At 50.4% G+C, this 25084-nt stretch carries 14 protein-coding genes and 2 pseudogenes; 9 read left to right on the forward strand and 7 right to left on the reverse strand.

Annotated elements, in window-relative coordinates; all coding sequences use genetic code 11:
• The first annotated feature begins 13 nt into the window (after positions 1 to 13).
• Positions 14 to 1204 (forward strand): putative manganese transporter, encoded by a 1191-nt coding sequence (locus tag P4S53_RS04905; protein ID WP_337111649.1) that lies wholly within the window; start codon positions 14 to 16, stop codon positions 1202 to 1204.
• A 562-nt stretch (positions 1205 to 1766) separates the two neighbouring features.
• On the forward strand, positions 1767 to 2477 hold the full coding sequence (locus tag P4S53_RS04910; RefSeq protein WP_337111650.1) for a helix-turn-helix transcriptional regulator: 711 nt from the start codon (positions 1767 to 1769) through the stop codon (positions 2475 to 2477).
• A 43-nt stretch (positions 2478 to 2520) separates the two neighbouring features.
• Here the strand turns inward: P4S53_RS04910 and pdxH are convergent, their stop codons facing one another.
• Entirely contained in the window at positions 2521 to 3156 is a 636-nt protein-coding gene (gene pdxH, locus P4S53_RS04915; protein WP_337111651.1) for a pyridoxamine 5'-phosphate oxidase, read from the reverse strand.
• 256 nt (positions 3157 to 3412) lie between these two features.
• Here pdxH and P4S53_RS04920 point away from each other — a divergent pair, with 256 nt between their 5' ends.
• The gene (locus P4S53_RS04920) at positions 3413 to 5230 is read left to right on the forward strand and encodes a sensor histidine kinase (RefSeq protein WP_337111652.1); all 1818 of its coding nucleotides are present in this window, start codon (positions 3413 to 3415) and stop codon (positions 5228 to 5230) included.
• On the forward strand, positions 5227 to 6522 hold the full coding sequence (locus P4S53_RS04925; protein WP_337111653.1) for a sigma-54-dependent transcriptional regulator: 1296 nt from the start codon (positions 5227 to 5229) through the stop codon (positions 6520 to 6522). Before P4S53_RS04920 ends, P4S53_RS04925 begins: the two co-directional genes overlap by 4 nt.
• A gap of 151 nt (positions 6523 to 6673) precedes the next feature.
• Here the strand turns inward: P4S53_RS04925 and P4S53_RS04935 are convergent.
• The 5 genes and pseudogenes from P4S53_RS04935 to P4S53_RS04955 all read right to left on the reverse strand — a co-directional run bounded on the left by P4S53_RS04935 (position 6674) and on the right by P4S53_RS04955 (position 13728).
• Positions 6674 to 8342 (reverse strand): annotated as a pseudogene (locus P4S53_RS04935) (DUF342 domain-containing protein).
• 297 nt (positions 8343 to 8639) lie between these two features.
• Positions 8640 to 9044 (reverse strand): hypothetical protein, encoded by a 405-nt coding sequence (locus P4S53_RS04940; RefSeq protein WP_337111656.1) that lies wholly within the window; start codon positions 9042 to 9044, stop codon positions 8640 to 8642.
• Positions 9045 to 9320: 276 nt separating this feature from the next.
• A complete protein-coding gene (locus P4S53_RS04945) occupies positions 9321 to 11420 on the reverse strand; it encodes a tRNA(Met) cytidine acetyltransferase TmcA (protein WP_337111657.1) in 2100 nt (699 codons plus the stop codon).
• A 110-nt stretch (positions 11421 to 11530) separates the two neighbouring features.
• The gene (locus P4S53_RS04950; protein ID WP_337111658.1) at positions 11531 to 12508 is read right to left on the reverse strand and encodes a ParB/RepB/Spo0J family partition protein; all 978 of its coding nucleotides are present in this window, start codon (positions 12506 to 12508) and stop codon (positions 11531 to 11533) included.
• Between the two features lie 3 nt (positions 12509 to 12511).
• Positions 12512 to 13728, reverse strand: a pseudogene (locus P4S53_RS04955) (AAA family ATPase).
• 1290 nt (positions 13729 to 15018) lie between these two features.
• Here P4S53_RS04955 and P4S53_RS04960 point away from each other — a divergent pair.
• The 3 genes from P4S53_RS04960 (at position 15019) to P4S53_RS04970 (ending at position 21784) form a co-directional block, all read left to right on the forward strand.
• A complete protein-coding gene (locus P4S53_RS04960; RefSeq protein WP_337111659.1) occupies positions 15019 to 17022 on the forward strand; it encodes a replication initiator protein RctB domain-containing protein in 2004 nt (667 codons plus the stop codon).
• Between the two features lie 558 nt (positions 17023 to 17580).
• Positions 17581 to 18669: an efflux RND transporter periplasmic adaptor subunit gene (locus P4S53_RS04965; RefSeq protein ID WP_337111660.1), complete on the forward strand. Its 1089-nt coding sequence runs from the start codon at positions 17581 to 17583 to the stop codon at positions 18667 to 18669.
• Complete coding sequence (locus P4S53_RS04970) at positions 18656 to 21784, forward strand: efflux RND transporter permease subunit (protein ID WP_337111661.1); 3129 nt, start codon at positions 18656 to 18658, stop codon at positions 21782 to 21784. The genes P4S53_RS04965 and P4S53_RS04970 overlap by 14 nt, the downstream gene beginning before the upstream one ends.
• A gap of 110 nt (positions 21785 to 21894) precedes the next feature.
• Here P4S53_RS04970 and P4S53_RS04975 read toward each other — a convergent pair whose 3' ends face one another.
• Positions 21895 to 22926 carry a hypothetical protein gene (locus P4S53_RS04975; protein WP_337111662.1) on the reverse strand — a complete coding sequence of 344 codons (1032 nt, stop codon included), beginning with the start codon at positions 22924 to 22926 and terminating at the stop codon, positions 21895 to 21897.
• 520 nt (positions 22927 to 23446) lie between these two features.
• Here P4S53_RS04975 and P4S53_RS04980 point away from each other — a divergent pair.
• Together P4S53_RS04980 and P4S53_RS04985 are read left to right on the forward strand one after the other, a co-directional pair.
• Complete coding sequence (locus tag P4S53_RS04980; RefSeq protein ID WP_337111663.1) at positions 23447 to 23821, forward strand: copper resistance protein NlpE; 375 nt, start codon at positions 23447 to 23449, stop codon at positions 23819 to 23821.
• A gap of 322 nt (positions 23822 to 24143) precedes the next feature.
• Positions 24144 to 24896, forward strand: coding sequence for a PEP-CTERM sorting domain-containing protein (locus P4S53_RS04985; RefSeq protein ID WP_337111664.1), 753 nt, complete (start codon positions 24144 to 24146; stop codon positions 24894 to 24896).
• The last annotated feature ends 188 nt before the right edge of the window (positions 24897 to 25084 follow it).

The following is a 25084-nucleotide window of genomic DNA, read 5'->3' on the forward strand; positions in this document are numbered from 1 at the left end:
TTTGAGAGTGACTATGGCATCTCAGGTTAAATCTGCGGCATTCCAAAAACTGGGTTATCGCTGGCGTCTCGCCAATAAACGCCTTGTTCTTCCCATCTTGCTGATGGCCATGCTTGCAGCGCCTGCAACTCGTGAACTAACCGTGAGTGTGCTTGCGGATGCGTTCTGGCAAGTCGCCGCCTATGTCGCCATCACTCTCGCGCTGTATCATTGGCTGTCAGAAAGGCTGAGCCATCAATCCGCTTTCACCTTACGGCTAAAAAGCAGCCGGCGATATCAGGTTGTCTTTGCATCTGTTATGGGCGCGTTGCCCGGTTGCGGTGGGGCAATCATAGTGATCACGCAATTTGTCCGTGGTCAGTTGAGCTTTGGCTCTGTTGTCGCCGTGCTGACAGCCACGATGGGAGATGCCGCCTTTCTTTTGCTGGCGGCTCAACCGAGCACAGGACTGTTCGTTATTGTGATCGGTTTAGTGGTTGGCATGCTCAGTGGCTGGCTGGTCGATACGCTTCATGGCAGTGCCTTTTTGCAACCCCATAACCCCGCAGCCACGACAGCTTGCTGTCGTGCAACGTCATCTCGCTTCCAGACACCCGCCGTTCGCTGGCAGGGAGCCTTCTGGCAATGGCTGCTGATCCCCAGTGCAGTGATCGCCGTGATGGGATCGCTTCAGCTCAACACGGATGCATTGTTACATTTACCCGAAGGTAGCATCACAGTACTGGGGGCGTTTTTTGCGCTGATCGCCATGCTGCTCTGGTCACTCAGCCACGACATCCAGGGTTATCAGGATGCCGTTTCTGAAGATCCGAAATCTGACAAAGCCAGCCTGTTTCAGCGAGTGGCCCAGGACACAAATTTTGTCACGACCTGGGTGATTGGCGCTTTCCTTTGTTTTGAAGTCACCATCAAGCTGACAGGATGGGATATAGCGGCTTCACTCGGCCAGTGGCGTGCAGCACTGCCGCTAGCCGGCGTATTCATTGGCCTTATTCCTGGCTGCGGACCACAAATTCTCATCACCAGCTTTTATCTTCACGGCGCGATCCCCATGTCGGCACAGTTAGGCAATGCGCTGAGCAATGATGGCGATGCGCTCTTTCCCGCCATCGCACTCGCACCCAAGGCTGCGTTGGTGGCGACTCTGTATTCCAGCCTGCCCGCATTGTTTGTTGCTTATAGTTATTATTATTTTTTTGAGTAGTATCACTTTATCCATTTGTACATACCTCTCTATTGCATATTTATGAGTAGAAAACGTATTTTTTAGAGATAAGACACAAAAAAATCGACCTCTGGTCGATTTTTTATTATCTTATGCGCTCATTTCCTATCGTTTAATAGCATCCAGTATCATATTGCAAACAGCAATCACTCTCAAATCACACCTATCAACTATTGTCAATAGGTGATTTCCCCCCTTAACGAAAAGAGACCGTTTCACTATAGTTGCAACTGTAGGCGGTTGAGGAAACCCTTTCTGAAACCGGCTGCAGTATCCTAACCGGATACATCCCAATGAGGTTCTTTGATATATACCCTCTTATCAAAGATGCAAACTTGATTGGATACCTCTTCTACACGTCGTACAGGATTGAACTCTTCGGAGTAAAACTCTTGTCTTTGCCGGCCAGTTTGGCCGGCATTTTTTTCTATTTTATTCCATACTTGTCTAACTTTTCAGTCAGCTAATATTGTAACATTCTGCGCTTGCATTAAACTCAGACCTAATCCGCCCACTAAAATAATAAACTCTGGCTTAAAGCGTGAAAGATTCACTCGATCCCACTTTGTTACATATGTTTAATCAGCTTCCTGGATGTTGGGGTTGTAAAGATAAAGACTCTGTATTTGTTTATGCCAATCATGAATATGGCAAAATTATTGGCGTAGAGCACCATTTAGACTGTGTTGGACGCACAGATTTCGACATGCCATGTCCCACCATTGAGTGTGCAGCAAACTTCCGGGATCAGGACAATCAAGTCATTCTCAGCGAAAAGCGTATGCGAGTGCTGGATATACACCCTTACTCAGATGGTAACTGGCGAGCACACTTGTTCACAAAAATGCCCTGGCGTAATGAAGAGAATGACGTCGTCGGCACCATATTTTCAGGCATTGAGCTGAAAGACACCGCGATTCTTGAAGTTGGTCATTGGATTTGCAGGGCAGCAGGTCTGAATGATCAACACCAAAAATCATTCAGTCTTGATCTTCACCGCCAAAAAGTTCAGTTGAATACGCGGGAATCTGAAGTGCTGTTCTTGCTGCTTTACGGTAAAAAACCTCAGTACATTGCTAAAGTGCTCAATGTTTCAGTGAAAACAGTTGAGAACTATGTGATTAAGCTGCGTGAAAAGTTTAATGCCAATTCAAAAAATGAACTGATCGATTTAGCTTTAGATCTTGGTTTTGGCTCGCACATTCCCGAAAGCATGCTGACCAGCCAGTTATCCATCATTCTGAAAGAATAACAGTACAATCAGGCCACCTTCATGGTGGCCTTGCTGTGTCTGTTTACGGCGCTAAACGGTCAATATGCCAATGATCACCTTCACGCTCGTACAGGAAGCGGTCATGCAGGCGATGCTCGCCACCTTGCCAGAATTCCATTGACGTCACTCTCACACGGTAGCCGCCCCAGAAAGTAGGAAAGGGGACTTCGCCTGCGGAAAACTTCTTCTTCATTTCCATGAATTTTCCTTCCAGCGCCTGACGAGCGGTTAATCGGGCACTTTGCTTACTGGCCCAGGCTGCAATCTGGCTCTCTTTGGGCCGTGATGAAAAGTATTTCATCACTTCCAGCGTGGTCAGTTTCTCTGCTACCCCGGTAATATGAACCTGTCGTTCCAGCGGGTGCCAGGGAAAATGCAGACTGATCTGATTATTATGCTCAATTTGAGATGCCTTCCGGCTACCTAAGTTGGTATAAAAAACAAAGCCCTGCTGATCAAAATGTTTCAGCAATACAATGCGCTGAAAAGGTTGACCCGTGGCATCGACTGTTGCCACCGTCATTGCCGTCGGATCGGTCAGACCCGCTTCAATAGCCTGCTGAAGCCAGTGATTGAAAAGCTCAATCGGTTGTTCCGGCAGATCGTGGCGGCGCAACCCACCCCGAGTGTACTCGCGACGAATATCAGACAGCTCCATTGTATTCTCCGTTTACTTACTGCCAGGGCTCACCAGCACTATGGTGCGATGAGCTCAGGCGAGGACTGGTTAATGCGTCAAATTGTCCGCCTTAGTGTGTGGAAAAACAAGCACCTCCTGCAAAGTAAGCTGTTTTTATTGAAGGTGAAAGGCGATACAAGGATCACGATCAATTTGATAAACATAAGCTTTAGTGCCTGACTGCGAAAAATGCTAATTTTGCACATTCCACTTTGACTTAGACAGAGCCCCGATTTTGCCAAAATCACGTACCTTGGGCCTGATTGCCGGACTGGGCATACTCCTTTCTGTTTTGATCAGTTTCCTGACCCAGCAGCACTTTACGCATACGCTATCAGAACAAATTACCTCTGATATCCGCTTACTCGGCGAGAAACTCGACCAGCGCCTTACACGCTACCAGCAGTTACCCCAGCTGCTGGCCCATGATCCCAGGCTGTTAGACTCACTGGATGCACAATCAAGTCCTCAGCGCGAACGTGATGCCAAAATGCTGCAAACCAATCTGCTGCTGGCTTACTGGGCCAAGACACTGAGTGCAGACACCATTTATTTACTCAATGCCAGAGGCGATACCCTGGCTGCCAGCAACTGGGGACAAGCCGATAGCTTTGTCGGCAATAACTACGCCTACCGCCCCTATTTCAGTGATGCGATTCAGGGCTCACTGGGGCAGTTTTTTGCCCTTGGTGTCAGTTCGGGTAAACGGGGCTATTTCTTTTCCGCCCCCGTTTTTAATTCACAGAAGCAGATCGAGGGCGTGATTGTCATAAAAATAGATCTCAATCTGGTCGATGAAATCTGGCAATATCAGGAACTGGAATACGTGATCAGCGACCCGCAAGGTGTGGTGTTTTACAGCTCAATTGACGCCTGGCTCTATCACAGCCTGGTGCCCTTATCAGCCGCACAGCAACAGCAAGTCAGAGAGAGCCGCCAGTACGGTAATGCATCATTGAGCCCTCTGACCCAGTTTCCGAGCCTGTCGGCACTGAATGCAAACCAGCAGGCAGAAATCTATCTGCCGCAACGTCAACGCAGCCAATCTTTTTTGCTGGCTCACCATGACATGGCGACGGCAGGCTGGGTGATTTATGGCTTTACACCCAGCCTTCATATCTATACCAATGTATTTGAAAGCATACTGCTGTTTATCGCCTTTTACGTGCTGCTGATTCTTGTCATGATTTACTGGTGGCAGACGGTCAGTGCCAAGCAGGCGCTGTCAGAGCTGAACGACACGCTGGAGCACCAGGTAGCAGACAGAACCCAACATTTGCATCTGGCTAACCAAAAGTTGTGGCACACGATTGAGCAATACGAACTGACCCAGGCACAACTGAAAGAAACACAAACCGAATTGATCCAAGCCGCCAAACTGGCCATGCTGGGCGAGCTCTCAGCCAGCATCAATCATGAAATTAATCAGCCGCTGTCGGCGATGCGCACCTATTGTGAGAATGGCCTGAAACTGTTGGAGAAAGAACGCTATCAGGCGGTCGCCAGTAATCTTGAACAGGTCATCGATTTAAACGAGCGTATTTCCACCATCATTGCTCGCTTTAAGATCTTTGCCCGTAAAGGGCAATCACTCAACAGCAGTACTGATGCCGCCCAATCGATTCGAAATGCCATTCAGCTGATGCAGGCACCGCTGACCAGGCATCAAGTCGCCCTGCAACTCAATCTCACTGAAGATGTCTTTATCCGTATTGATGCGGTGCAGTTTGAGCAAGTGATCATTAATCTGCTGCAAAATGCCATCCAGGCACAGGAACTGGTCACCGATAAGAAAATTGGTATCACGCTGCATGCCGGTCGTCAGCGCGCAGTCATCACCCTTTGGGATAATGGCCCGGGCATGGATGACACGCAAAAACAGCGGATCTTTACGCCCTTTTTCAGTACCAAGCACGATGGCCTGGGACTGGGGCTGACCATCTGCCGCCGTATCCTTGATCTGTTTTCCGGCAGTTTAACTGCACATAACCACACAGGCGGTGGCGCCGAGTTTCAAATCAGTTTGCCACTGAGCAAAGAGGAACAAGCATGAAACCTCCGGTCATCTTCATTGATGATGAAAAAGCCATCCGGGATTCGCTCGGACAAACTCTCGAACTGGAAGACTACCAGGTCCAGTTATTCTCCAGTGCCCGCCAGGCGCTAAGCGCTTTCGACAGCCAGTTTCCGGGTGTCATCATCACAGATATTAATATGCCGGGCATGGATGGCATGACGTTTCTGCAACAAGCACTGACGATTGACGCAGAGTTGCCGGTGATCATGCTGACAGGACACGGCGATATTTCTACCGCTGTCGATGCGATGCGGATCGGCGCTTACGATTTTCTGGAAAAACCATTCTCTACCGAACATCTGCTCGATGTGGTCAAGCGAGCTTGCGACAAACGCGAGCTGGTATTAGAAAACCGGGAGCTGAGAAGAGAGCTGGCATCACAAAGTAGTCCTGGCCCTCGAATTTTGGGGAACAGTTTAGCCATTAAACAACTGCGACGAAGCCTGTATCAGTTGCAGGAGGATGAATCGACCGTGTTGCTAGAAGGCGAAGATGGAACAGGCAAACGCATGGTGGCCCAGTTTATCCATGACCACAGTCCCAGACAGCATCTGCCTTTGATATCGCTAAAATGCCAGGATCTCAGCGAACAGCAATTTGAAGAGTTGTGCTTCGGCCACGCCAGCCAAGCCGGCAAATGGTCAGACGCGACAGGCAGTACACTCTACCTAGAGAATATCGACCGGCTGGCTGCTGTCTCGCAGCAACGATTACTTGACCGGCTCACACAGCAAACCAAGGAACCAGACCACAACAAGACACGCGTGATCGTCAGCAGCAGCCGTTCTCTTGATACGCTGATCTCGCAGGGACAATTTTCGGACGAGCTGTTCCAGTACCTGAGGCAATGCGTACTGTCATTACCTCCATTGCGTGAACGCCAGGAAGACATTGAATTATTATTTCAAAACTTTATTCGTACAGCGGCTTCGCGCTATAACATCGAAGCCCCCGTACTCAATGCCGAGCAAAAGAATAAGCTGCTTGCTTACCACTGGCCAGGAAACGTTCGCGAATTAAGATCAGTGTCAGAAAGGCTAGTCCTGCTTGGGAGCCATTTTGACCAACACCAAACACTCGATCTTGATGCTCCGCTTCCCTCGTTGAGTGAACGTGTACACCAGTTCGAATTTACCTTAATCAGTGACGCACTCCGCCGCCATAATGGCCGTTTGAAAGAAGTGCAATCGGAATTAGTTTTGGCAAGAAAAACCCTGTACGACAAAATGAAAAAGCACGGGTTAGATAAGCAGGATTTCAAAGAGTAACTTAAGCGAACAAGCGATCAAGCGATCAAGCGCACTGAGCCTGAGCCTGAGCCTGAGCCTGAGCCTGAGCACGAACGTCCCGATTTACAGTGTAAATACAAACCTGCGATATCAACATTCAGTTCGCTATTTACACTGTAAATCTCATATCTCAGGCCTGGCTGCGAGTCGTACTCAGTGGTTGACACACAATCTTCTGTTGCTCTAGATGTATCCGGCAAGCCGTTATTTCTCGCTCTGCAACAAATTCTTTATCCGCAATACGAACCGATACCCCAGGGTATATCAAGCCACTGACCTCAACCTGAGCAGCAGACAGTTGCTGCAGGTAGCTCTGCTGCAAAGATTGATGCTGGTTTTTCATCTCAGCTAACGTCGACATAAACTGCGCTTTACTGTCTGTAATTTTATTCGCTAATTCCTGAGAGCGTTTCTGTTTTGGCGTTTTCGCGAGCTTCATCTGCAACAGAACAATTTGATGTAGTCGCTCTTCCTGATTTTTTATCTCGGCTTTGAGGGCGTCAATATCAGCCTTGAGATCATCAAACTGACTTAACAGTTTGATCTGGGTATCAATGCCGGCTTCGGCACCTAACACTCTGGCACTGACCCCCCTCAGCGACGATAATCCCTCCCGAGACAGTACCGTGACGTTGCGCAGGATCGATAACTTTGACAACGCCTTGAGCAGTGACCAGGCAATGCGCCAGATGGAGATGAAGCTCAGTGTCCGTACCTGATTCGATCTGCGTGTACTGAGCGAATTTGGCCGAGACTTTACCGAGCGCTTGCAAGTGACAGTAAGCCGGTTTGCCATCCTGTAGCCGTCCTATTACACCATTTGCGATCGTAATATTTCCACCGGCAGTCAGTTCAGCCAGTTCCACCACACCTGTCACGGTTATATTGCCCGCGGCTTTAACCTTCATGCCCGAGCTTATATCACCAAGCACCAGTACCGCGCCGTTAAAATCGATATGGCCAGTCGTCACATCCACACTATCGACAGTTAAAAGATCATCCACCGCCATACCGGTCAGACCGTGCCGCGGGGTCCCTTCTTTATCAGCAATCAATACATTTGGGTCGGAGTCAGAAATCCGGGTTCCTATGCCAACATCGAAAGCAATCACTTGACCCGCGACTGCCTTAACTGTGTTGCCATGGATATCATAACCAGGTTCACCAGAAGTGGGTGGGATACGTCGCATCAAAGGTTGGCCGATTTCAACCGTGATCAGTTTACCCAGATCACGCATATCGACTTTTCCGTGATCACTGTCCTGCGGAGCAAGAATGCGCTGAGAGGCATCGGGGACTAAAGGTTCAAAGCGGGTATCTGCACCAGCAACGGCTGGCCGGCCAGCGGCTATTTTCAATGTGAAAATTTCACCCGGATCGAGCTCCCAGGATTTCTGCAGGAGATATTGCAGACGCTTTTTGCTGACACCACGTAAAATACGATGCTGCTTCAGTGTGACTATCAGCCCCTGCGCCGTTAAACGCTCACCACCGTATGCACCGGTCAGAGTGACATAAGCGAACATAGCGTCGTCTGAAACGGAGATTTCAAGTTCTACGTCTTTTCGCTCAGCAATGATAAATGCCGACGGCTCAGCGTCGGATGCCGACTGGTTGTAACAGTCGATTGCCTCTTGAATCGCATCCTCATGACGACAATAGGCATAGTAATCTGACTGTTCCAGTAACGATTCGATATCAGCACGCGCTAGCGACTGACTCTCATTTTCCATTTGTTTGGATACAACCAGACGCAGTTGTGAGCCAGCTGGCTCCAACATCAGTACTGAATCCGTCATGGAAGGCTCCTTCTTCCTGGCCTGCAGCCCGTTTGAGTCTAAATCTTACAGAAATTTCAATCGAGTAGACATAGAAGGGAGTCACACTTCGCACAACAAGCAACCACAGAGCTTGCAGCGGGGCAACCAGGGCAGAAAACGGAGAACCAGAATGAAAAGGGCGCAAGAGAATGAATAAACGGCAACCTCATGCAGCGACACCAACCAAAGCTAGACAAGGATGATGGAAAAAGCGATCAAGAATAAAGCGAGCAGGGATATCCTTGCTCGCCCGCTAAAAGCGTTTCAAAGAAAAAATTAATCTACCCCTAACCAATTTAAATCATCATCTGTCAGCCAGTCATTTGGATGAAACTGATAAATGCAGGGCAGTTGGAGATCATTATCCTCGGATGATTCTGCCGTCAGGTAACCATCGAGCATTCTCAGCCCCTGAACTTGCAACTGATAAGACGCAGATAAATCCAACGGCACCATCGCTGCGAAATAGATGCAATTCTTACTTAACTTATTCAACCGTACCTTTAAACCCAAATTACCGCTTTCAGAAAGCGACGGATCTGACGTGCTATTGGCTTTTTTCAATAAGCGCGCAGCAAATCCGCCAGCAACCAGGCTGAATGTCATATTGGGTTTGGCAATGCGTACACCGGGTTCCATCAAGGTTTTCATTGCCTTGCTTTCTACCTTCACTAAACTCATATCCCACCCCTTAACGGCATTCTAATAATTATCCTGTACTTGCATCAGCAGTACGTTTTTCATGCTCAGGTAAAATAACTCTAGTCTAATTTTGTGGTTTAAGTGGTAATACCTTGAACTTTTTTCGGAAGAACTTTTCCGAATCAGTTAGTGGGCACTAACCCTATAAACCACTAAATAAATGGTTGAGTCGCGCCCTAAGCAGGACGATGATAACCCGCTTAGTAATTTACAGTGTAAAACCGGGGTGTGACCTATTTACACTGTAAATTGCCATCAATGAGAAATATTTGGCAGCATATTACCAACGAAGTGACGCAAATATTGCTCTGCCTGCTTTCTGCCGGTGAAACCAAACTGCTCCTGCAATTCTGCCCACGATTGTCGCTGAATCACTTTCGCTATCATCACATCAATACCGGTTTGATCAGTAAGCTCACCAGACTTAAGTCCATGCTGCAGCCAGAGAGACAATTGACCAACGAGCAAGTCGTAGCCCAGTCCGCCCTGAGAGAAGTGCATTAACTGACGGTATACCGTGCTCGACACCGGCGGTAAATGCGCATGCAACAAGCATCGCGAATATAAAGGCAGGAAAACAGCATTATCGAGCAGACGAAACTGCTCACAAGCCTGTGCCAGAAAACTGAGTGAGAAAGAAGGTGTTGCCGTATCAAACCAGGATCGCGACGCGTCGGATAATGGCAGGACAGACAACAGGGAATGGCAGCCGCTGGCGCCGTCTTTAACGACTCCCAACCGAATCGGGGCATAACCGGCGTTCTGCCAGAACGGTAATAACTCGCTGCTGGCTGCATAGCTGGTTCCCAAAAAGTCCAGTCGATTCAGCTCAGCCCATTCCTGAACTTGTGTCAGTAAGGCTGAGCCTATTCCTATAGTGCGTGCATTCTCATGAACAGCAATGCGTAAAATACGGCCACAATGCTGACTGGCCGCCTCTGCCAGACCAAGGTGCGCAGCAACAGACTGCGCGAGCAAGTGCCCTTTGGGCCGGCGTTGGCCCAAGCAAATCAACTGAGCGAGCTCTGCAGTGAAACCACCCTCACGAGCAAGCAACACACAACCGACAATCAGCTCATCCTTGAGCGCGACAAAAATCATTAAATCAGGATCGTCGAGGAGTTGCTGAAGATCAGCCGGTGAGGTCTGATAATGTGCATTGACCAACAGACCAAACAGCTGAGATAAACGGTCCGGCCGCTCAGTCAGCCATAATGGCGATATCTGCGTATACTGAAGATCCGCGGCAGCAACCGGCTCATCAAGAGAAGCTGGCTCAGCATCCAGCAACAACGTCTCAAAAAGCCAGCGTTCCAGCGGATCGCCCGCAGCCCATCGAATAGGAGAGCTCATTAAACAGGCGCGCCATTGCGGGGTCGTTGCATCCAGTACAGATTTAAACTTAATGGCAAACCCCCGCCCGGTCCCTTCGTAGCCATGTATCGTCGATGCGAAGACCACCCTTGAATAACTCGACAGCATCTTTTGCAACAACGGGGCAGGGATAGCCGCCGCTTCATCAACGATCAGCAAATCCGCTGAAGGGCGTTCAGCCAGCAAGTGATCAGGCGCCATAAAACAAAGCTGGCTGCCATCCCATTCCAACTGGTAAGACGAATCCACAGCAAGCCCTAAAATGTTTGCTGCATGCTGAAATACGGTTTGGGCATTACGCTGACGGGGCGCGGTCACCAGTATCTGACGAGGCTTCTCCCTCATCAGAATACCCGCAGCGATACCTAAAGCGGAGGATTTCCCTCGCCCGCGGTCAGCCGTGATGACCAGGGGACGGCGCCTGTGGCCTGTGACGACTCGTCGGATTGCTTCAACGGCATCGAGCTGTTCATCACTCAGGCAGCCATAACTCAGCTCAGTAATCTCGCTGACGGCAGGAAGTTCTTCCGGCAACAGTGGCAAACTGAATTTGCCATCCTGCCCGGATTTTATCGTCAGTACATGATGGCTGGAAAGCTGAGACAAAAAACGCTGCATGAAGGGAGACTGCCAATCGCTTGACCTGTCTTTGGCGCCGGGTAACAGCATCACCATCAGGCCTCCGCCACGGATGGTGCCGGCCAAAGCAGCCATGGCCTCAATCGCTAAGCCCTGATGCAAATCTACCGCCAGAAAATCACAGTCCTGACCTAACCAGGCCTGTGCTTTTTTGGCCGGGACTGATACCACATTTGGCGGCGCATCATCGCTCAGCCACAGACCATCCGAGTAATGCGCCTGAGCAAGCAGAGCCGTATTCAGCCCCCAAGACTGATCACCCTCAATACAAAGCAGGTAACGATGGCGGGATTGTTTGGCACGACTGACTAAGTCAGAAATGAAACGAGACAGTTCAGACATACTGGCCTCTGATGCTGCAGCAATAGATAGAAGAAACAGGTCTGTATACTACCAAGCACAATAAAAAAAGCCACGTCATCAGACGTGGCCTAGAGAGAACAAAGATGCGATTAATTGAGGTAATCGGCCAGATAGGCAAGGATGTGTTCAGTCTGCTGTTCAGAAAGCTTGCTCAGTTTGAGCTGGAGTCTGTCACCATCTCTGACATAGCTTGCTTGTCCGCGCACCAGCTCCACCGCCTGAGGTTTGCTGCTCTGCTGCACTTTGGGACGCACTAACTCGCCAAGATGCTCAATGTGATTGGTGACCTCTCGGGTAATGCGCGTAATCCCCTGTGCATCGACACTTTGCCACACAGGTTTATCTTGCTGAGCCAGCGCCTTCACAAAAGCTTGCTGCTGCTCATCATTGAGTGAATAGTAAAGTTTATGCAGCTTCACTATGGTCGGCCGGCCGAGCTCACCGACACTCGGGTAAGCCATGAGCAGCTCCATCGGTAAACTGGCTGCTTTCAACGCGCCGCTGACCAGCGCTTCGCTGCACTGGCAAAACCGAGCCAAGGCTTTTTGGTCAGCCACTTTACCGGTAGCCAGCAAAGCCTGCATTTCTTTACCGCGCTCAAATAATGACAGCGGCTTGTGTGCATTGGCCACATCGGAAAGAAATTTGGCATGATCACTGTTGATGCCTTTGGCGACATAAATCAGAAAATCCTGTTTCGACAGCAAACAGGCCATCCGGCGCCGGCTACCGTCCAGTACTTCTATGCGGCCATCATCCAGCCAGCGACCCACAGCCGGATATTGCTGTCCCCGGTCTTTCAGTGTTGTGAGAATATCGGCTAAAGCATGTTCGGTTAAAAATGCCTGCTCGCGGGCGTTCTGAGCAAACACTTGTGTCTTTTCACCGATCTCGCTGGCTTTCACTTTGACCAGCTCAAACGCCACAGTCGTTTCACCGGCAACGGCCAGCTCAATCACTGCGGCTTTATCTTTTGCCGCACTCTGCGCTTCTGCCACTGTGGTCGCACGGCGCTTATCTGCTTTACCAAACAGACGGGCATTCAGATCGTTTGTTTTAATCGCCACCTGTTATTTCTCCTGGTTCAAATTGGCCCAGTGACTATGCATGACACGTTCGAGTTCAAGGCCAACCCGCTGAATCGCGTCCTGGGCAGTCGATAATGTTTTTTACCGCCTTCAAAATCAGACGTTGTCAGATCAAAAACGGTGCTGTAGGTATCAGCGCAAGTTTCAAAAGCACGGCTACGGGGTACTGTGGCCATCATTACCTGCTCCTGAAGCAGATAGTTCATTTCCGTTAATACCGAAACCTGTTTCTTATTATCATCTTCGAACATGGTAGGAATCAATCGGATAAACTCCAGGCCATGCCAGTCTTCCGGGAACATTTCATAAACCGTTGGCAAGTGCTGGAAGAAATTCACCGTTGAGGCCCAGTCAAGACGTTTAGCCGCACAAGGAATCAGCAGCGCATTTGACGCATACATCGCGTTCCACACCAATGGATCGATGTGCGGACCGGTATCTATCATGATGACATCAAATTCATCTTCAATCTGATCGATGACTCGCTCTTTCAGCAGCTGCACAATATCCAGGTTCTGATTTACAGCCAGGTCCTGCCAGGCATCGGCATTGAACATCGCGTCTTCCGGGAAGGCCGCAATAGTTTTCAGGTTAGGGTACTGGGTCGGCATGACCACATTGTTCATCAGAAATGTTTTGTCCGTAGCCTGATCTTCCGGCACATTTCCCAGCATCACATCAACCGCGGAATAAATGTTTTCCTGATCGCCAACACTGATTTGCGGGTTCAGGAACAGACGAAGCGAGCCTTGCGGATCCAAATCGATTAAACAGATGCGATAGCGCTTATCCAGATCCAAGGCCAGACAAGCCGCCAAATGAACCGCCGTCATTGATTTGCCTGTGCCACCTTTCTGGTTCTGCACATTCACCACCCAGGGCTTACGCTTGCCGGTTTGGCGTTCGTGAAAAGCTGGCCGCTCTGCCGCATCCATCAGCATATGTGCTTCATTCAGCGTGATGGAGTAATGATTGGCGTTATTTTTAGTAAATTGGTGTCCCGCTTCTTCCATCCGGGCAATCGCTTCATCTAATTTACGACGGGTCAGGCCAGAGCGGGTTTCCATCAGTGCTTTTGACATTGAGGGAAAATGATCATCCCTGCGCTCTTCGAGCACGATTTCAATTCGGTCCGCCTGAACCTGTTTTGTCTGCTCAGCTATCTTGAGCAAATTTTCTATTGTTTCTACCCGATTCATCTTGTTCATCACCCTACAGAGTATTTGTCAAAATTGTACAACATAAATATACAAAAACAACAAAAAGCTGAACGATTAACTGTGATGAAGAGCTCAAGTAAAAACCATGCCAGTTCGGATAAAAGCCGTACGAATTAACAAAATCCTTACAAAATAATGCGCCATTTCTGGCAGTTAGGATTCGGATAACAGCTCACAAATTAAAATGTCACAGTGTCACAAATTTACAATGTAAAGCAAATGAGCCTGATTTTGACTGGAAGCCTGAAAAAAGATGGCTAATCTACAGTGACTGTCATTTCAACTCGCAAATCACCAAGATGAGCTCGCTGAATCAGAGCCGGCGCACTGAAAAAGGCAATAGCATGAGGCCAACAAGAATAATGGTGCAAAAATGAGCACTGTGCCTTGATCATGCTTCGGGCATTATTTGCCGTTGACGCAACAATGATCAAGGAGAAAACCGACTAAGTAGTAAGCAGAAAAAGGTGCTCTCAACATAAGGAAAGATCGGATCAATGATCAAGATAAAGATCCTCGCAAGGGATCAAGTTGAACACATGCGGAAGCATAGTGAAGTACCGCTAAATTACGGTGAATGCCCGATATACCTGAATCAAATCGGGTTGTTAACCCTGCAACTGGCAGCAATTGTGTCAACCCCCAGCGCAATCAGTAGATTGAAATGACAAAACTGACAGCTTGATCATTTTTCCATTACCGGACACATATAAAAGCGCTCTGTTATTACGGGGATTGTCTTTCCGAAATCGATGAAATCAACAGCAACTGGAGAGAATCAGGCGTTAAAAACAGATTGCACCAAGTCCAAAGGCGATGACTTGATCATCGTTCTGGGTCTGAAAACAGAAAAAAGCCCTGAAAAAGGAGAGTGAATCGACGACTTTCCTCACGGAGAGATGACTTCTACGGTATAACCCTGTGGATAACCTGTACAAATACATTGATCATCGTTCTGTTCTTTCGTTGATCATACTTACAGATCGCTAATGATCATGGTTCTGGGCCTTATTTGATCATGCTTACCGGAGCATCATGATCACCTCTCCGAATGTACATTGATCATACTTCCGGATCATGCGGAAAAATATATTTTTGTAATCAGTAAGTTATCGCCATTTTGTCGCCGGGATCATAAGATCACTCTATCAATTAGATCATTAAAATCAAAAAGATCATGATTAAAAAGCCTCAATAAAAAAAGCTTTCTTTCTCAGTATTTTTTTATTATTCTTTTCGGAAAGATGGTCAAATTACGGCGAATGGCAAATGAAATCTACGGTTACGCGTGATGAGAAATATGATGAAAAGATCCTGATCTCAGCTCCCCGATCACACAAAGACGGACACTTGTTTGCCATTCCCAACGCGCTTGTCGACTGGTTACCTCAATACCAGCACTTCAAAGGGGTCACCAAAAGCATTATTGAACTGCTGAACCTGATCTCATTGCGTGGCCTGTCCAGCCAGGACGGTATAGTGTCAACCACCGAACTGGTGGAAGCCACAGAAGGTCAGCTTACCCGTGCGGCCATACAACAACGTTTACGTGCGGCTGTGAGTATCGGTTTATTCAACCAGCAACCGGTACGCTTCGAAGAAGGGCTGGCGGGCAAGACCATGCTGCATCACTTCATTAATCCTGCTCTTTTGGTTTCCCAGCTGGGCACCGCCAGCCTGCAGTCTGCCCAAAGTAAGGAACATGAAAAACAAAAACGTTCCAAAGCTTTGGCTCAGAATCAGGTCAATAAACGATTATTGAACGAATATGGCCTGGGCACGCCGCCTATGATGCCGGACGAAGCCGATCAGATTGTTGTCTCACCAACCAGCTGGGCGGGGATTATTGATCAGGCACTGGCACCGCCACGTACCAAGAAAAGCTATCAGAAATCTATGGTAGCAATATCTGGCACGCGCGCAATTATTGAAACACGATCATCAAAAGCGATCATGACGGTAGACGACATGATGACGCTGTTCGCGCTGTTTACCCTGACTGTGCAATATCATGATCATCATTTGTCGGATTACGAGCTGCAATCCCGGCACATGAGCAATAAAACACCGATTTACATCACAGATATTCTGGCATTGCGCGGGAAAAAAGACAGCGGCCCGGCCCGTGATTCGATCCGCGAAAGCATAGACAGGATCGAGTTCACCGATTTTCAGCTGCATGAACTGACTGGCCGCTGGTTAAGCGAGAACATGCCGGAAGGCTTTAAAAGTGATCGTTTTCGTTTTCTCGCCCGGACCATAACGGCGTCAGAAGAAGCGCCGCAGGAAGGCGAAGATGGCGAAATCCGCATTAAACCGAATCTGTACATTCTGGTCTGGGAGCCTTCGTTTTTTGAAGAGCTGCTGACCAGGGACTATTTTTTCCTGTTCCCGCCAGAGATTCTTCGCCAGCATACTCTGGTCTTCCAGTTATATACCTTCTTCCGCAGCCGGATGTCGCGCCGTGGTCATGACAGCATGTTGTTGAGCGAGCTGAACCAGAAACTGGCCCGCAATATTGAATGGCGCCGTTTCTCTACCGATTTGATCCGCGAGCTGAAAAAGCTGGCTGAAGGCAAGGTGACTGAGTCGTTATTTGCCGTCAACCTGTGGGGCTATCACCTGACGATCAGCCCGGCCGAAGGCAAGGCATCGCGCTATCAGGATTATCAGATTGAGATCAAATGTGATGCTGATGAAGTGATCCGCTTCTCCCGGGCTAAGATGCACAATGAAGGGAAGCGATCCATGGCCCCCACTATGCCCAACCCGCTGCGCAATGAGATCCTGCCCCGTCAGGAGCTGGAGCAGCTGTCCGAGATCATTGACGGTGAATTTGAACCGATCCAGCGCAAAGAAGGGCGACCAAAGGGGCGTTTGGGCCGCCGGGTTAAACTGCGCAAGCACCTGGTCGAGATCAACGCCGATGAGTTAACGATTGTCCTGTCGAAATATACCTCTCAGGAAGCCCTGCAACGCAGTATTACGGCACTGTCCGCCATGTCCGGCCATCCTGTCAGTGTCATTACTGAAGAGTGTCAGGCTTTTATGGACAAGCTTGACTGGCTGCGTGTCAGTGGCGAGGTGATGCCCTACGAAACCCTGAGTAAAACGGTTGAGCTGTTTAACAGCCAGCATGATGAGCGCCATCTGTCGATAGAAAAGCTGATCTCTGGGTTAGCCGTACGCCGTAAGGTCTGTAAGTTAGTGTATGAAGGACACATAAATGACCAGGTACTGACAGCGCTGGATGATATTGCCAGCGGCAGATAGGAAGCAAGATCAAAGATTTCCGTCAAATCTGAGTCAAATCAATATGTTTTGACATTACGATGACATTAGGTGCAGAAAAATAGCCAAAATGAATCTTGATATAACCTTTGTCCCTTTCGATGAGAAAGGTAACCCCTGGCAAGGATGGCGGGTCAGTTATCTTGTGAGTCTCTCGAAAATGCAATATGTGAGTTTGTTGCGAGCCCGTCCCGGCTCGCTTTTTTTTATCTGTTTTTCAGGCCACTGCATGCGTATTGCGCGAAACGTCAGGCAAGCGCACGGGCCGACGCCACATCTTTTCAATTGTCTGCTGCTAAAAGAACGGGCATGACTTTTACCCGCTCGGCCTTGATCATCTTTCCGCTTGAATAACATGATTGCTGTGACTTAATCTGACGCAACCCCGTTTTACACTGTAAACCGGGTCTGAGACTTCTCTGTATCCCACTTCGGCCCTCCTCTTCGCAATTGACAACACGTCAAAAAATCGCTGCTGGCTATACTTAACTGGAATCGACACATCATTGCTGTTTCGCCTTTGTTCACAGGAGCACATGGATGAAAGTCACCCTGATCGTCGGCGCTGTCTTACTGCTGGCTCTGGTTCTTGGTATTGGTTACACCGAATACCAGCGACATGCTCAGACACTGGTGAAACAGTCACGTCCTGTGCCCAATGTGGTGGTTCAGCCGGTGGTCCGCCAGAACGTCGCCCGTCTTGTCGAAGCGCTTGGCACAGTGAAATCCCGTGAATCCGTACAGATCACCGCCAAAGTGACGGAAAAAGTCGATCGCATCCACTTTGAAGACGGTCAGCAGGTGAGGGCGGGAGAGTTGCTGCTGACACTGACCTCGGGTGAACAACAAGCCAAAGTCAGGGCGGCGCAGGCCAACCTGGACGAACAAAGGCGGGAATACAAGCGCATTGAAGGCCTGGTTCGGCGCAATACTGTGGCGCGTTCTGAGCTGGATAAATTGCGGACGGGGATTGAAGTCGCCAGAGCCATTCTGGCCCAGAATCAGGCCGAACTGGAAGCCCGAACCTTACTGGCACCTTTTTCCGGTGTGCTGGGATTTCGCCAGATTAGTCAGGGCGCCTTGGTGACGCCTGGTATGGTGGTCACCACGCTGGATGCCCTGGATACGGTGAAGCTGGATTTCTCTGTGCCTGAACGCTTTCTCGGCCAGATCAACCCTGGTGCTCAGGTGGAAGGAAGCGTCGCCGCTTTTCCCGACCGGGTTTTTTCCGGAAAGGTTTCGACGGTGAACAGCCGGGTCGACCCTCAGACGCGGGCCGTCGAGGTGCGGGCCAGAGTCGACAATCCTCAGTTATTATTACGGCCCGGTATGCTGATGACACTGGCACTCACCTTGGAATCCCGTGCCGGGCTGGTGGTTCCTGAAGAAGCGGTGATCCCGCGTCAGGCGGAACATTTTTTGATGGTCGTCAACGGCGACAACGTGGTCGAACAACGGCTGGTTGAACTGGGCTTTCGCAGTCGCGGGGAAGTGGAAATCCTCAGCGGCGTACAGCAAGGCGAGCAGGTGATCACCCGGGGGATGGATAAAGTGCGGCCGGGGCAAACCGTCACGACTCAGCCGGTCGAGCATTTTACCTTCCGGGAGGCCACCCATGTTTCTGACTGATCTGGCTGTCCGGCGGCCTGTTTTTGGCTCTGTGATCAGCTTGCTGTTAATCACTTTCGGGCTGGTGGCTTATGAAAGGCTGCCGCTGCGCGAGTATCCGGATATCGATCCGCCGATTGTCACAATCTCAACCAATTACCGCGGGGCATCGGCAGCCATTGTCGAGAGCCGGATCACTCAGATTGTCGAGGATCGGGTCTCTGGTATTGAGGGGATCCGCAATATCAGTTCCACCAGCAGCGACGGTCGGTCGGATGTGACGCTGGAATTTGGTATCGGGCGCGATATCGATGCCGCCGCGAACGATGTGCGGGATCGTATTTCCGGCATTCTCAATAATCTGCCGGACGAAGCCGATCCGCCTGAAGTGCAAAAGGCGGAAGGCAATTCTGAAGTGATCATGTGGCTCAATCTGGTCTCCGACCGGATGGATACTCTGGAGCTGACGGATTACGCCAACCGCTATCTGGTTGATCGCTTCTCTGTGCTGGACGGTGTGGCGGCGGTGCGGATCGGTGGCGGCAAAGAATATGCGATGCGCATCTGGATCGACAGGCAAAAACTGGCGGCTCGCAGGCTGACGGTGTCGGATGTGGAAAACGCGCTCAGGGCCGACAACGTTGAGCTGCCGGCCGGATCGATCGAATCCGAAAACCGCCAGTTTTCTATCCGCACGCAGCGCAGCTTTCTCGCCCCTGCGGATTTCTCCCGTCTGGTGATCGGGATTGGTGATGATGGTTATCTGATCCGTCTGGCAGATGTGGCCAATGTTGAGCTGGCGGCGGAAGAAGAAAAAATCATGTTTCGCGGCAATACGCAGGACATGATCGGACTGGGGATTAACCGGCAGTCGACCGCCAATACGCTGGAAGTGGCGCAGGCGGTGAACGCGCTGGTCGCCCAGCTCAATCCGACCCTGCCTGACGGGATGGAAATTAAAGAATCCTATGACTCCTCGGTGTTTATTCAGGCATCGATCGATGAGGTGTATAAAACTCTCTTTATCGCGCTGATCCTGGTCATCATCACCATTTACTTGTTCCTCGGTAGTGTCCGCGCCATGCTGATCCCGGCACTGACTGTGCCTGTGTCTTTGATCGGGACCTTCATTATTCTTTACGCCCTGGGCTATACCATCAATCTGCTCACCCTGCTGGCGCTGATCCTGGCCATTGGGATCGTTGTCGATGATGCCATTGTGATGCTGGAGAATATTCACCGCCGTATCGAACTGGGTGAATCGCCGCTGAAAGCCGCTTTTTTGGGTGCGCGGCAGGTCGGTTTTGCCATTGTTGCCACCACAGTGGTGCTGGTCTCTGTATTCCTGCCGATTGGTTTTCTGGAGGGGGATCTGGGCAAATTATTCCGCGAATTCTCGGTGGCCATGAGTACCGCGGTGATCCTGTCTTCCCTGGTCGCACTGACGCTGACGCCTATGATGGGGTCAAAAATTATGCAGCAGGTCGACAGTGAACCCTGGCTGGTGCGTAAAGTCAGTGCTGTGCTGGGGGCGGTGACGGATTTTTACCGCGCATCGCTGATGAACTGGCTGCGCCGGCCTTATCTGATCATCGGCATTCTGGTGGTGATGCTGTGCGGCAGCATCTGGCTGGCGACCCGTATTCCGACGGAATTTGCACCCCGGGAAGACAGAGGCGCTATGTTCATTCTGATCAATGGCCCTCAGGGGGCCAGTTTTGAATACATGCAGCCCTACATGAATGAGATTGAGCACAGGCTGATGCCCATGGTAGAGAGCGGGGAAATCATGCGCTTGCTGGTTCGGGCACCGCGGGGCTGGGGCCAGCTGGAAGATTTCTCCAACGGTTTTGCCATTGTGGTACTGGAAGACTGGGATGCGCGGCGCAATGCCTTTGTGATCATTCGTGATATACAGCAGCGTCTGAGCGATCTTGCCGGGGTGTCGGCATTCGCCGTCATGCGCCAGCCGTTCGGGCGCGGTGTCAACAAACCGGTGCAGTTCGTGATTGGTGGCGGCACCTATGAGCAGCTTGCCCAGTGGCGTGACATTATCATGGAGCAGGCCGCGAATAATCCCGGTCTGGAAGGCTTGGATCATGACTACAAAGAGACCAAGCCTTTGCTTGGGGTGGACATTAACATCGAGCGGGCCGGGGATTTAGGCGTCTCGGTGACAGAAATCGGACAGACGCTGGAATCCATGCTGGGCTCCCGGGTGGTGACCCGCTATGAATGGCGTGGGGAAGAATACGATGTACTGATCGAAGGCCAGCCCGAGCGACAGAATACCCCGCAGGATCTCAGCAACCTGTACGTGCGGTCACGGCATAATGGCGAGCTGATCCCCTTATCGAACCTGGTGAGGGTGTCTGAATATGCCGATGCGCCGACCCTGAACCGGTTCAACCGGATCCGCGCCGTCACCATAGAGGCGAATCTTGCCGATAATTACACCTTAGGAGAAGCATTAACCTACCTGAACGGGCTGGTCAGGCAATATTTACCTGCCGATGCGGTGGTGAACTATAAAGGACCGTCACAGGACTTTCAGACTGCCAGCCACTCGATTCTCTTTGTCTTTGCCCTCGCGCTGGCGGTGGTGTTTCTGGTACTGGCGGCCCAGTTCGAAAGCTATATTCACCCGCTGGTGATCATGCTGACTGTACCGCTGGCGACCTTCGGGGCTTTACTGGGACTGTATTTTACCGGGCAGACCCTCAACATCTATTCTCAGATCGGGATCATCATGCTGGTGGGACTGGCAGCGAAAAACGGGATCCTGATCGTCGAGTTTGCCAACCAGTTGCGCGATCAGGGCAAAGCTTACGAAGATGCCGTCATCGACGCCGCCTGTGCGCGGCTGCGTCCGATTCTGATGACTGCCATCACCACAGCTGCCGGGGCGATTCCATTGATTCTGGCGACCGGCGCCGGGGCAGAAACCCGGATGGTGATCGGGATCGTGGTGCTGTGCGGGATCAGTGTCGCCACCTGTTTTACCTTGCTGGTGATCCCTGTGGTGTACCATCTGCTGGCCCGCCACACCAACAGCCCGGAATTTGTCACCCGCCAGCTGGAGAAAGAGCTGGCGCAGGACAACACCGTCCTGCTGAAAAAGAAACGGCTGGGGTAAGCAGAGGTCATGATTGGGGTGCAGAAAAACTCACAATGCAGCCGTGTTTCGCTGCATTGTGAGCGATACGCACCGATTCAGTGGTGCGACTCAGAGGTCAGTGATGCGACTCAGAGCCCATCTTGTCCAGTCCATGACCAGCCTGGGTAAAGCACGCCGTTCACTGTGGCATTGTTGCCCGAAATAATCGAATGGGGTTTATCAACCGCTTTCCAGTTCTCTGCCGTTGAGTGTTCTAACTCAAACACCACATTGCCCCACAGATCATAGGGACCTGTGATGGATGAATTACGATAGGCGCCAAACAGGGTTTGTCCTCCCATCATTAAATGTGCGACAGAGCTTTCCCGGTTGATGTCGACTGCCGCTTTACTCCAGATCATCAGCACATTGATCTGCGTGCCGTTGTCGGCCAGAAAATAGCCGTTGCCGGACACTTGTACCGAATTGAACTGGTTGGCCGCGCTGGACTGGGCGGAGGACGTGTCGCTGACATTCAGGGTATGTAACTGGTTACTTTGCTTAAAATCGGCAAATGAATTGCCCGCCACCCGAATCGCATTGCCTGTCATATTGGTCAGGGTCAGGCTGCTGCTTTCACTGACGACAAATTGTTCCAGCGGTGTGTCTGTCGAACTGGTGGCATCCGTGGTGACTTTATCCAGCGTCACGCTGCTGTTGGCCTTAGCCAGTACGGCAGGTATATCGACGGGCACTGAAATGTCGATATCCCGCAGGGTGACGGCAGCAGACTGAATGACAATCGCCGCACCGGAGGCTGGCTGCTGATTCAGCACGATAGCACCGCTGCGGGCGCCATCACTGGTGATCTCAATCCCGCTCTGGTCAATGAGCAGCGGGCCACGGCAGTGACCTGAGATGGTGATTGTTATCTTGTCAGCCAGCCAGGTTTTCTTCTCGAGTACTTTTTTCAGTGTATCGGGTTGGCGGTGGCAGTTGAGTGACAGTTGCCTGGTTTTGCTGACGCTGAGCTTGTGGTCAGCGTAGTGAGAGAACTGAATGTCACCCGGCGTCATCTGTTTGGCATGAAGCGGGAGTGAAACCATCACGGAGGCTGTGAAGGCCGCGCTGAACAGGGTACCGGCGATACCTTTCACGCGTTGCGGTTTTGAGTTCAACATAAAAAATCCTTTTCTGTAAGATGAAGATGCGAGTGGTTCATGCGTCTGGTTCATGAATTTGCCTGACAGGTTAAAAAGCTGTCTTTATTCCAGGCGGTGCATATGTTAATGCGTTAGAAAAGGGATGCTTTTTATATGCAACGATTTTTTGATCGAAGCGATACATTTTTGTCGAGCGGGCGGTGCAGAGAACGCAGAGTTTGTGGGGGACATGCGGTTCTTCGCGGTCTGTCTCGTGTCACGCTGACTGTCAGGATCCACCCATACAAAAAACGGAAAGTCGGGCACTTTTCGGATGTTTATCAGTCCAACACCTCATCAAGGGCCCCGAAGGACTTTTCGCTGAATGTGTGGCTGAAGTCGGGCCGTATTGAGGTGGTTCAGTATCAGGAGAAAGTATGAATACAAAGCGACTCTTGTCTCTTGCGATTAGTCTGGCTCTGGCCGGTGCGCTGGCAGGCTGTGATAAACCCGCTCCCGACAGCGAGATGTCATCAAATGCTTCCCCGCTCAGGCGCAGGTGGCTGATCAGCAGGCGACAGCCTATGTGGACACAGAACACAATGCACGTAATTCTCTGGACTGGAACGGCACTTATGTCGGTACGATTCCCTGTGCAGACTGTGAAGGCATCGAAACGGTGCTGGTCCTGGATCCGCAGGGAACATTTGAACTGACTGAAACCTATCTGGGTAAAGATGGCGAGCAGTTTTCCGATCATGGCAATTTCAGCTGGAATGACGCTGGGAATACCATCACCTTGAGCAATGACAGCGGTGAAGGTATTCAGTTCTTTGTCGGAGAGAACCAGCTGTTCCGGTTAGATCGCCAGGGCCAGCGTATTACCGGCAGCCTGGCGGATATGTATGTACTGACCAAACAACACGGTCAGTGATAATCGCAGTGGCAGTGTTTTAACGCCCGTTTGGTTGTTGCCGCGGGTCTTTGTCTGTTTCATCACCCTTCACGCTTTTGTTGCTTCAGACAGTCAGGCAGATAAGCAAACCTGACTGTCTGATTTCCCCGTCAGAGAAATTTACACGCTGTGCCCAGATCTCCCCCTATCGTGTCGGTGTTTTTTACATTGCGATAGGAATGCTAAAAAAGCTACTGTTTTTCATTGGCTTAAGTTTTGGCATGCAAGATGCAACAGCTTGTGCGAACACAAAAACACAAACGTAAATCAACACGGCATAACACAAGTAGGGAGCAAGATGATGAAATCGCTTATAAAGACAGGGGTCGCAGCCCTTGCACTGCTGGGTGGTTCGATCAGTGTGTCGGCGGCACAAATCGACTTCACGGACGGTGCTTATTCAAGCCTGAATGGAAACCAAACCGGCACTGTTGGCGGTATAACGTTTTCTTCGTACCGTTATTATGTCCCTGGTCTATTCCAGGATGGCATTATTACCGGCGATCCGTCACTGGTGAATCTGTCACACAGTGGGCAAGGGATCGGCGTCAACAGCATTTCTGACGGCGGTCTGATCGACTCTGCGTTGTTGCTGGGTGACGATAACTTCAAAGTCGATGGTCATGAATTTCTGGTCCTGAGCTTTGAGCAGCCTTCAACGGTGCAAGGTTTGTACCTCAATAACCTGAATTTGCTGGAATCGGCCACTGCTTATCTTATCGACGACGGTTTTCCGGAATTTGAGCTGAACATCAACACCAATTTACTGGGCATTGACGATTTACTGACTGCCCTCACGCCGGATGAGCTGAACTTTCAAGGCAATTACTGGGATCTGGATGGCGAAGACAATGTCAAACACATCATCCTGTCGGGCGTGTTGCTGTCAGATTTTTATCTGGCCGGTATTGACTATATGACGTCCGGTGGACCGGGTTATCCCAATCCTGTTCCGGAGCCAGCCAGCTTGCTGCTGCTGACAACGGGTTTAGGGCTGCTGGGCTGGCGCACGCGCCGTAAAGGTGCCGGGCAGCAAGAGCCGCTACTGGCGTAAACCGCGTTTAACACTACCTTTTCATATCGGTGAAATGCTTTGATGTACCGGCGATGCATGATGCTCGCCGGATTTTTTTCTGTAACCGACGCAAGGAGTTGCAGCGATATCACGAAATACTCAGCAAAGAAGTGCCACATGAAAGGGAAATTTGCCTAAAATGTAAGTGTCATTTTCACGTAAATGTG

Source organism: Photobacterium sp. Hal280, from assembly GCF_037162255.1.
Taxonomy (GTDB): Bacteria; Pseudomonadota; Gammaproteobacteria; order Enterobacterales; family Vibrionaceae; genus Photobacterium.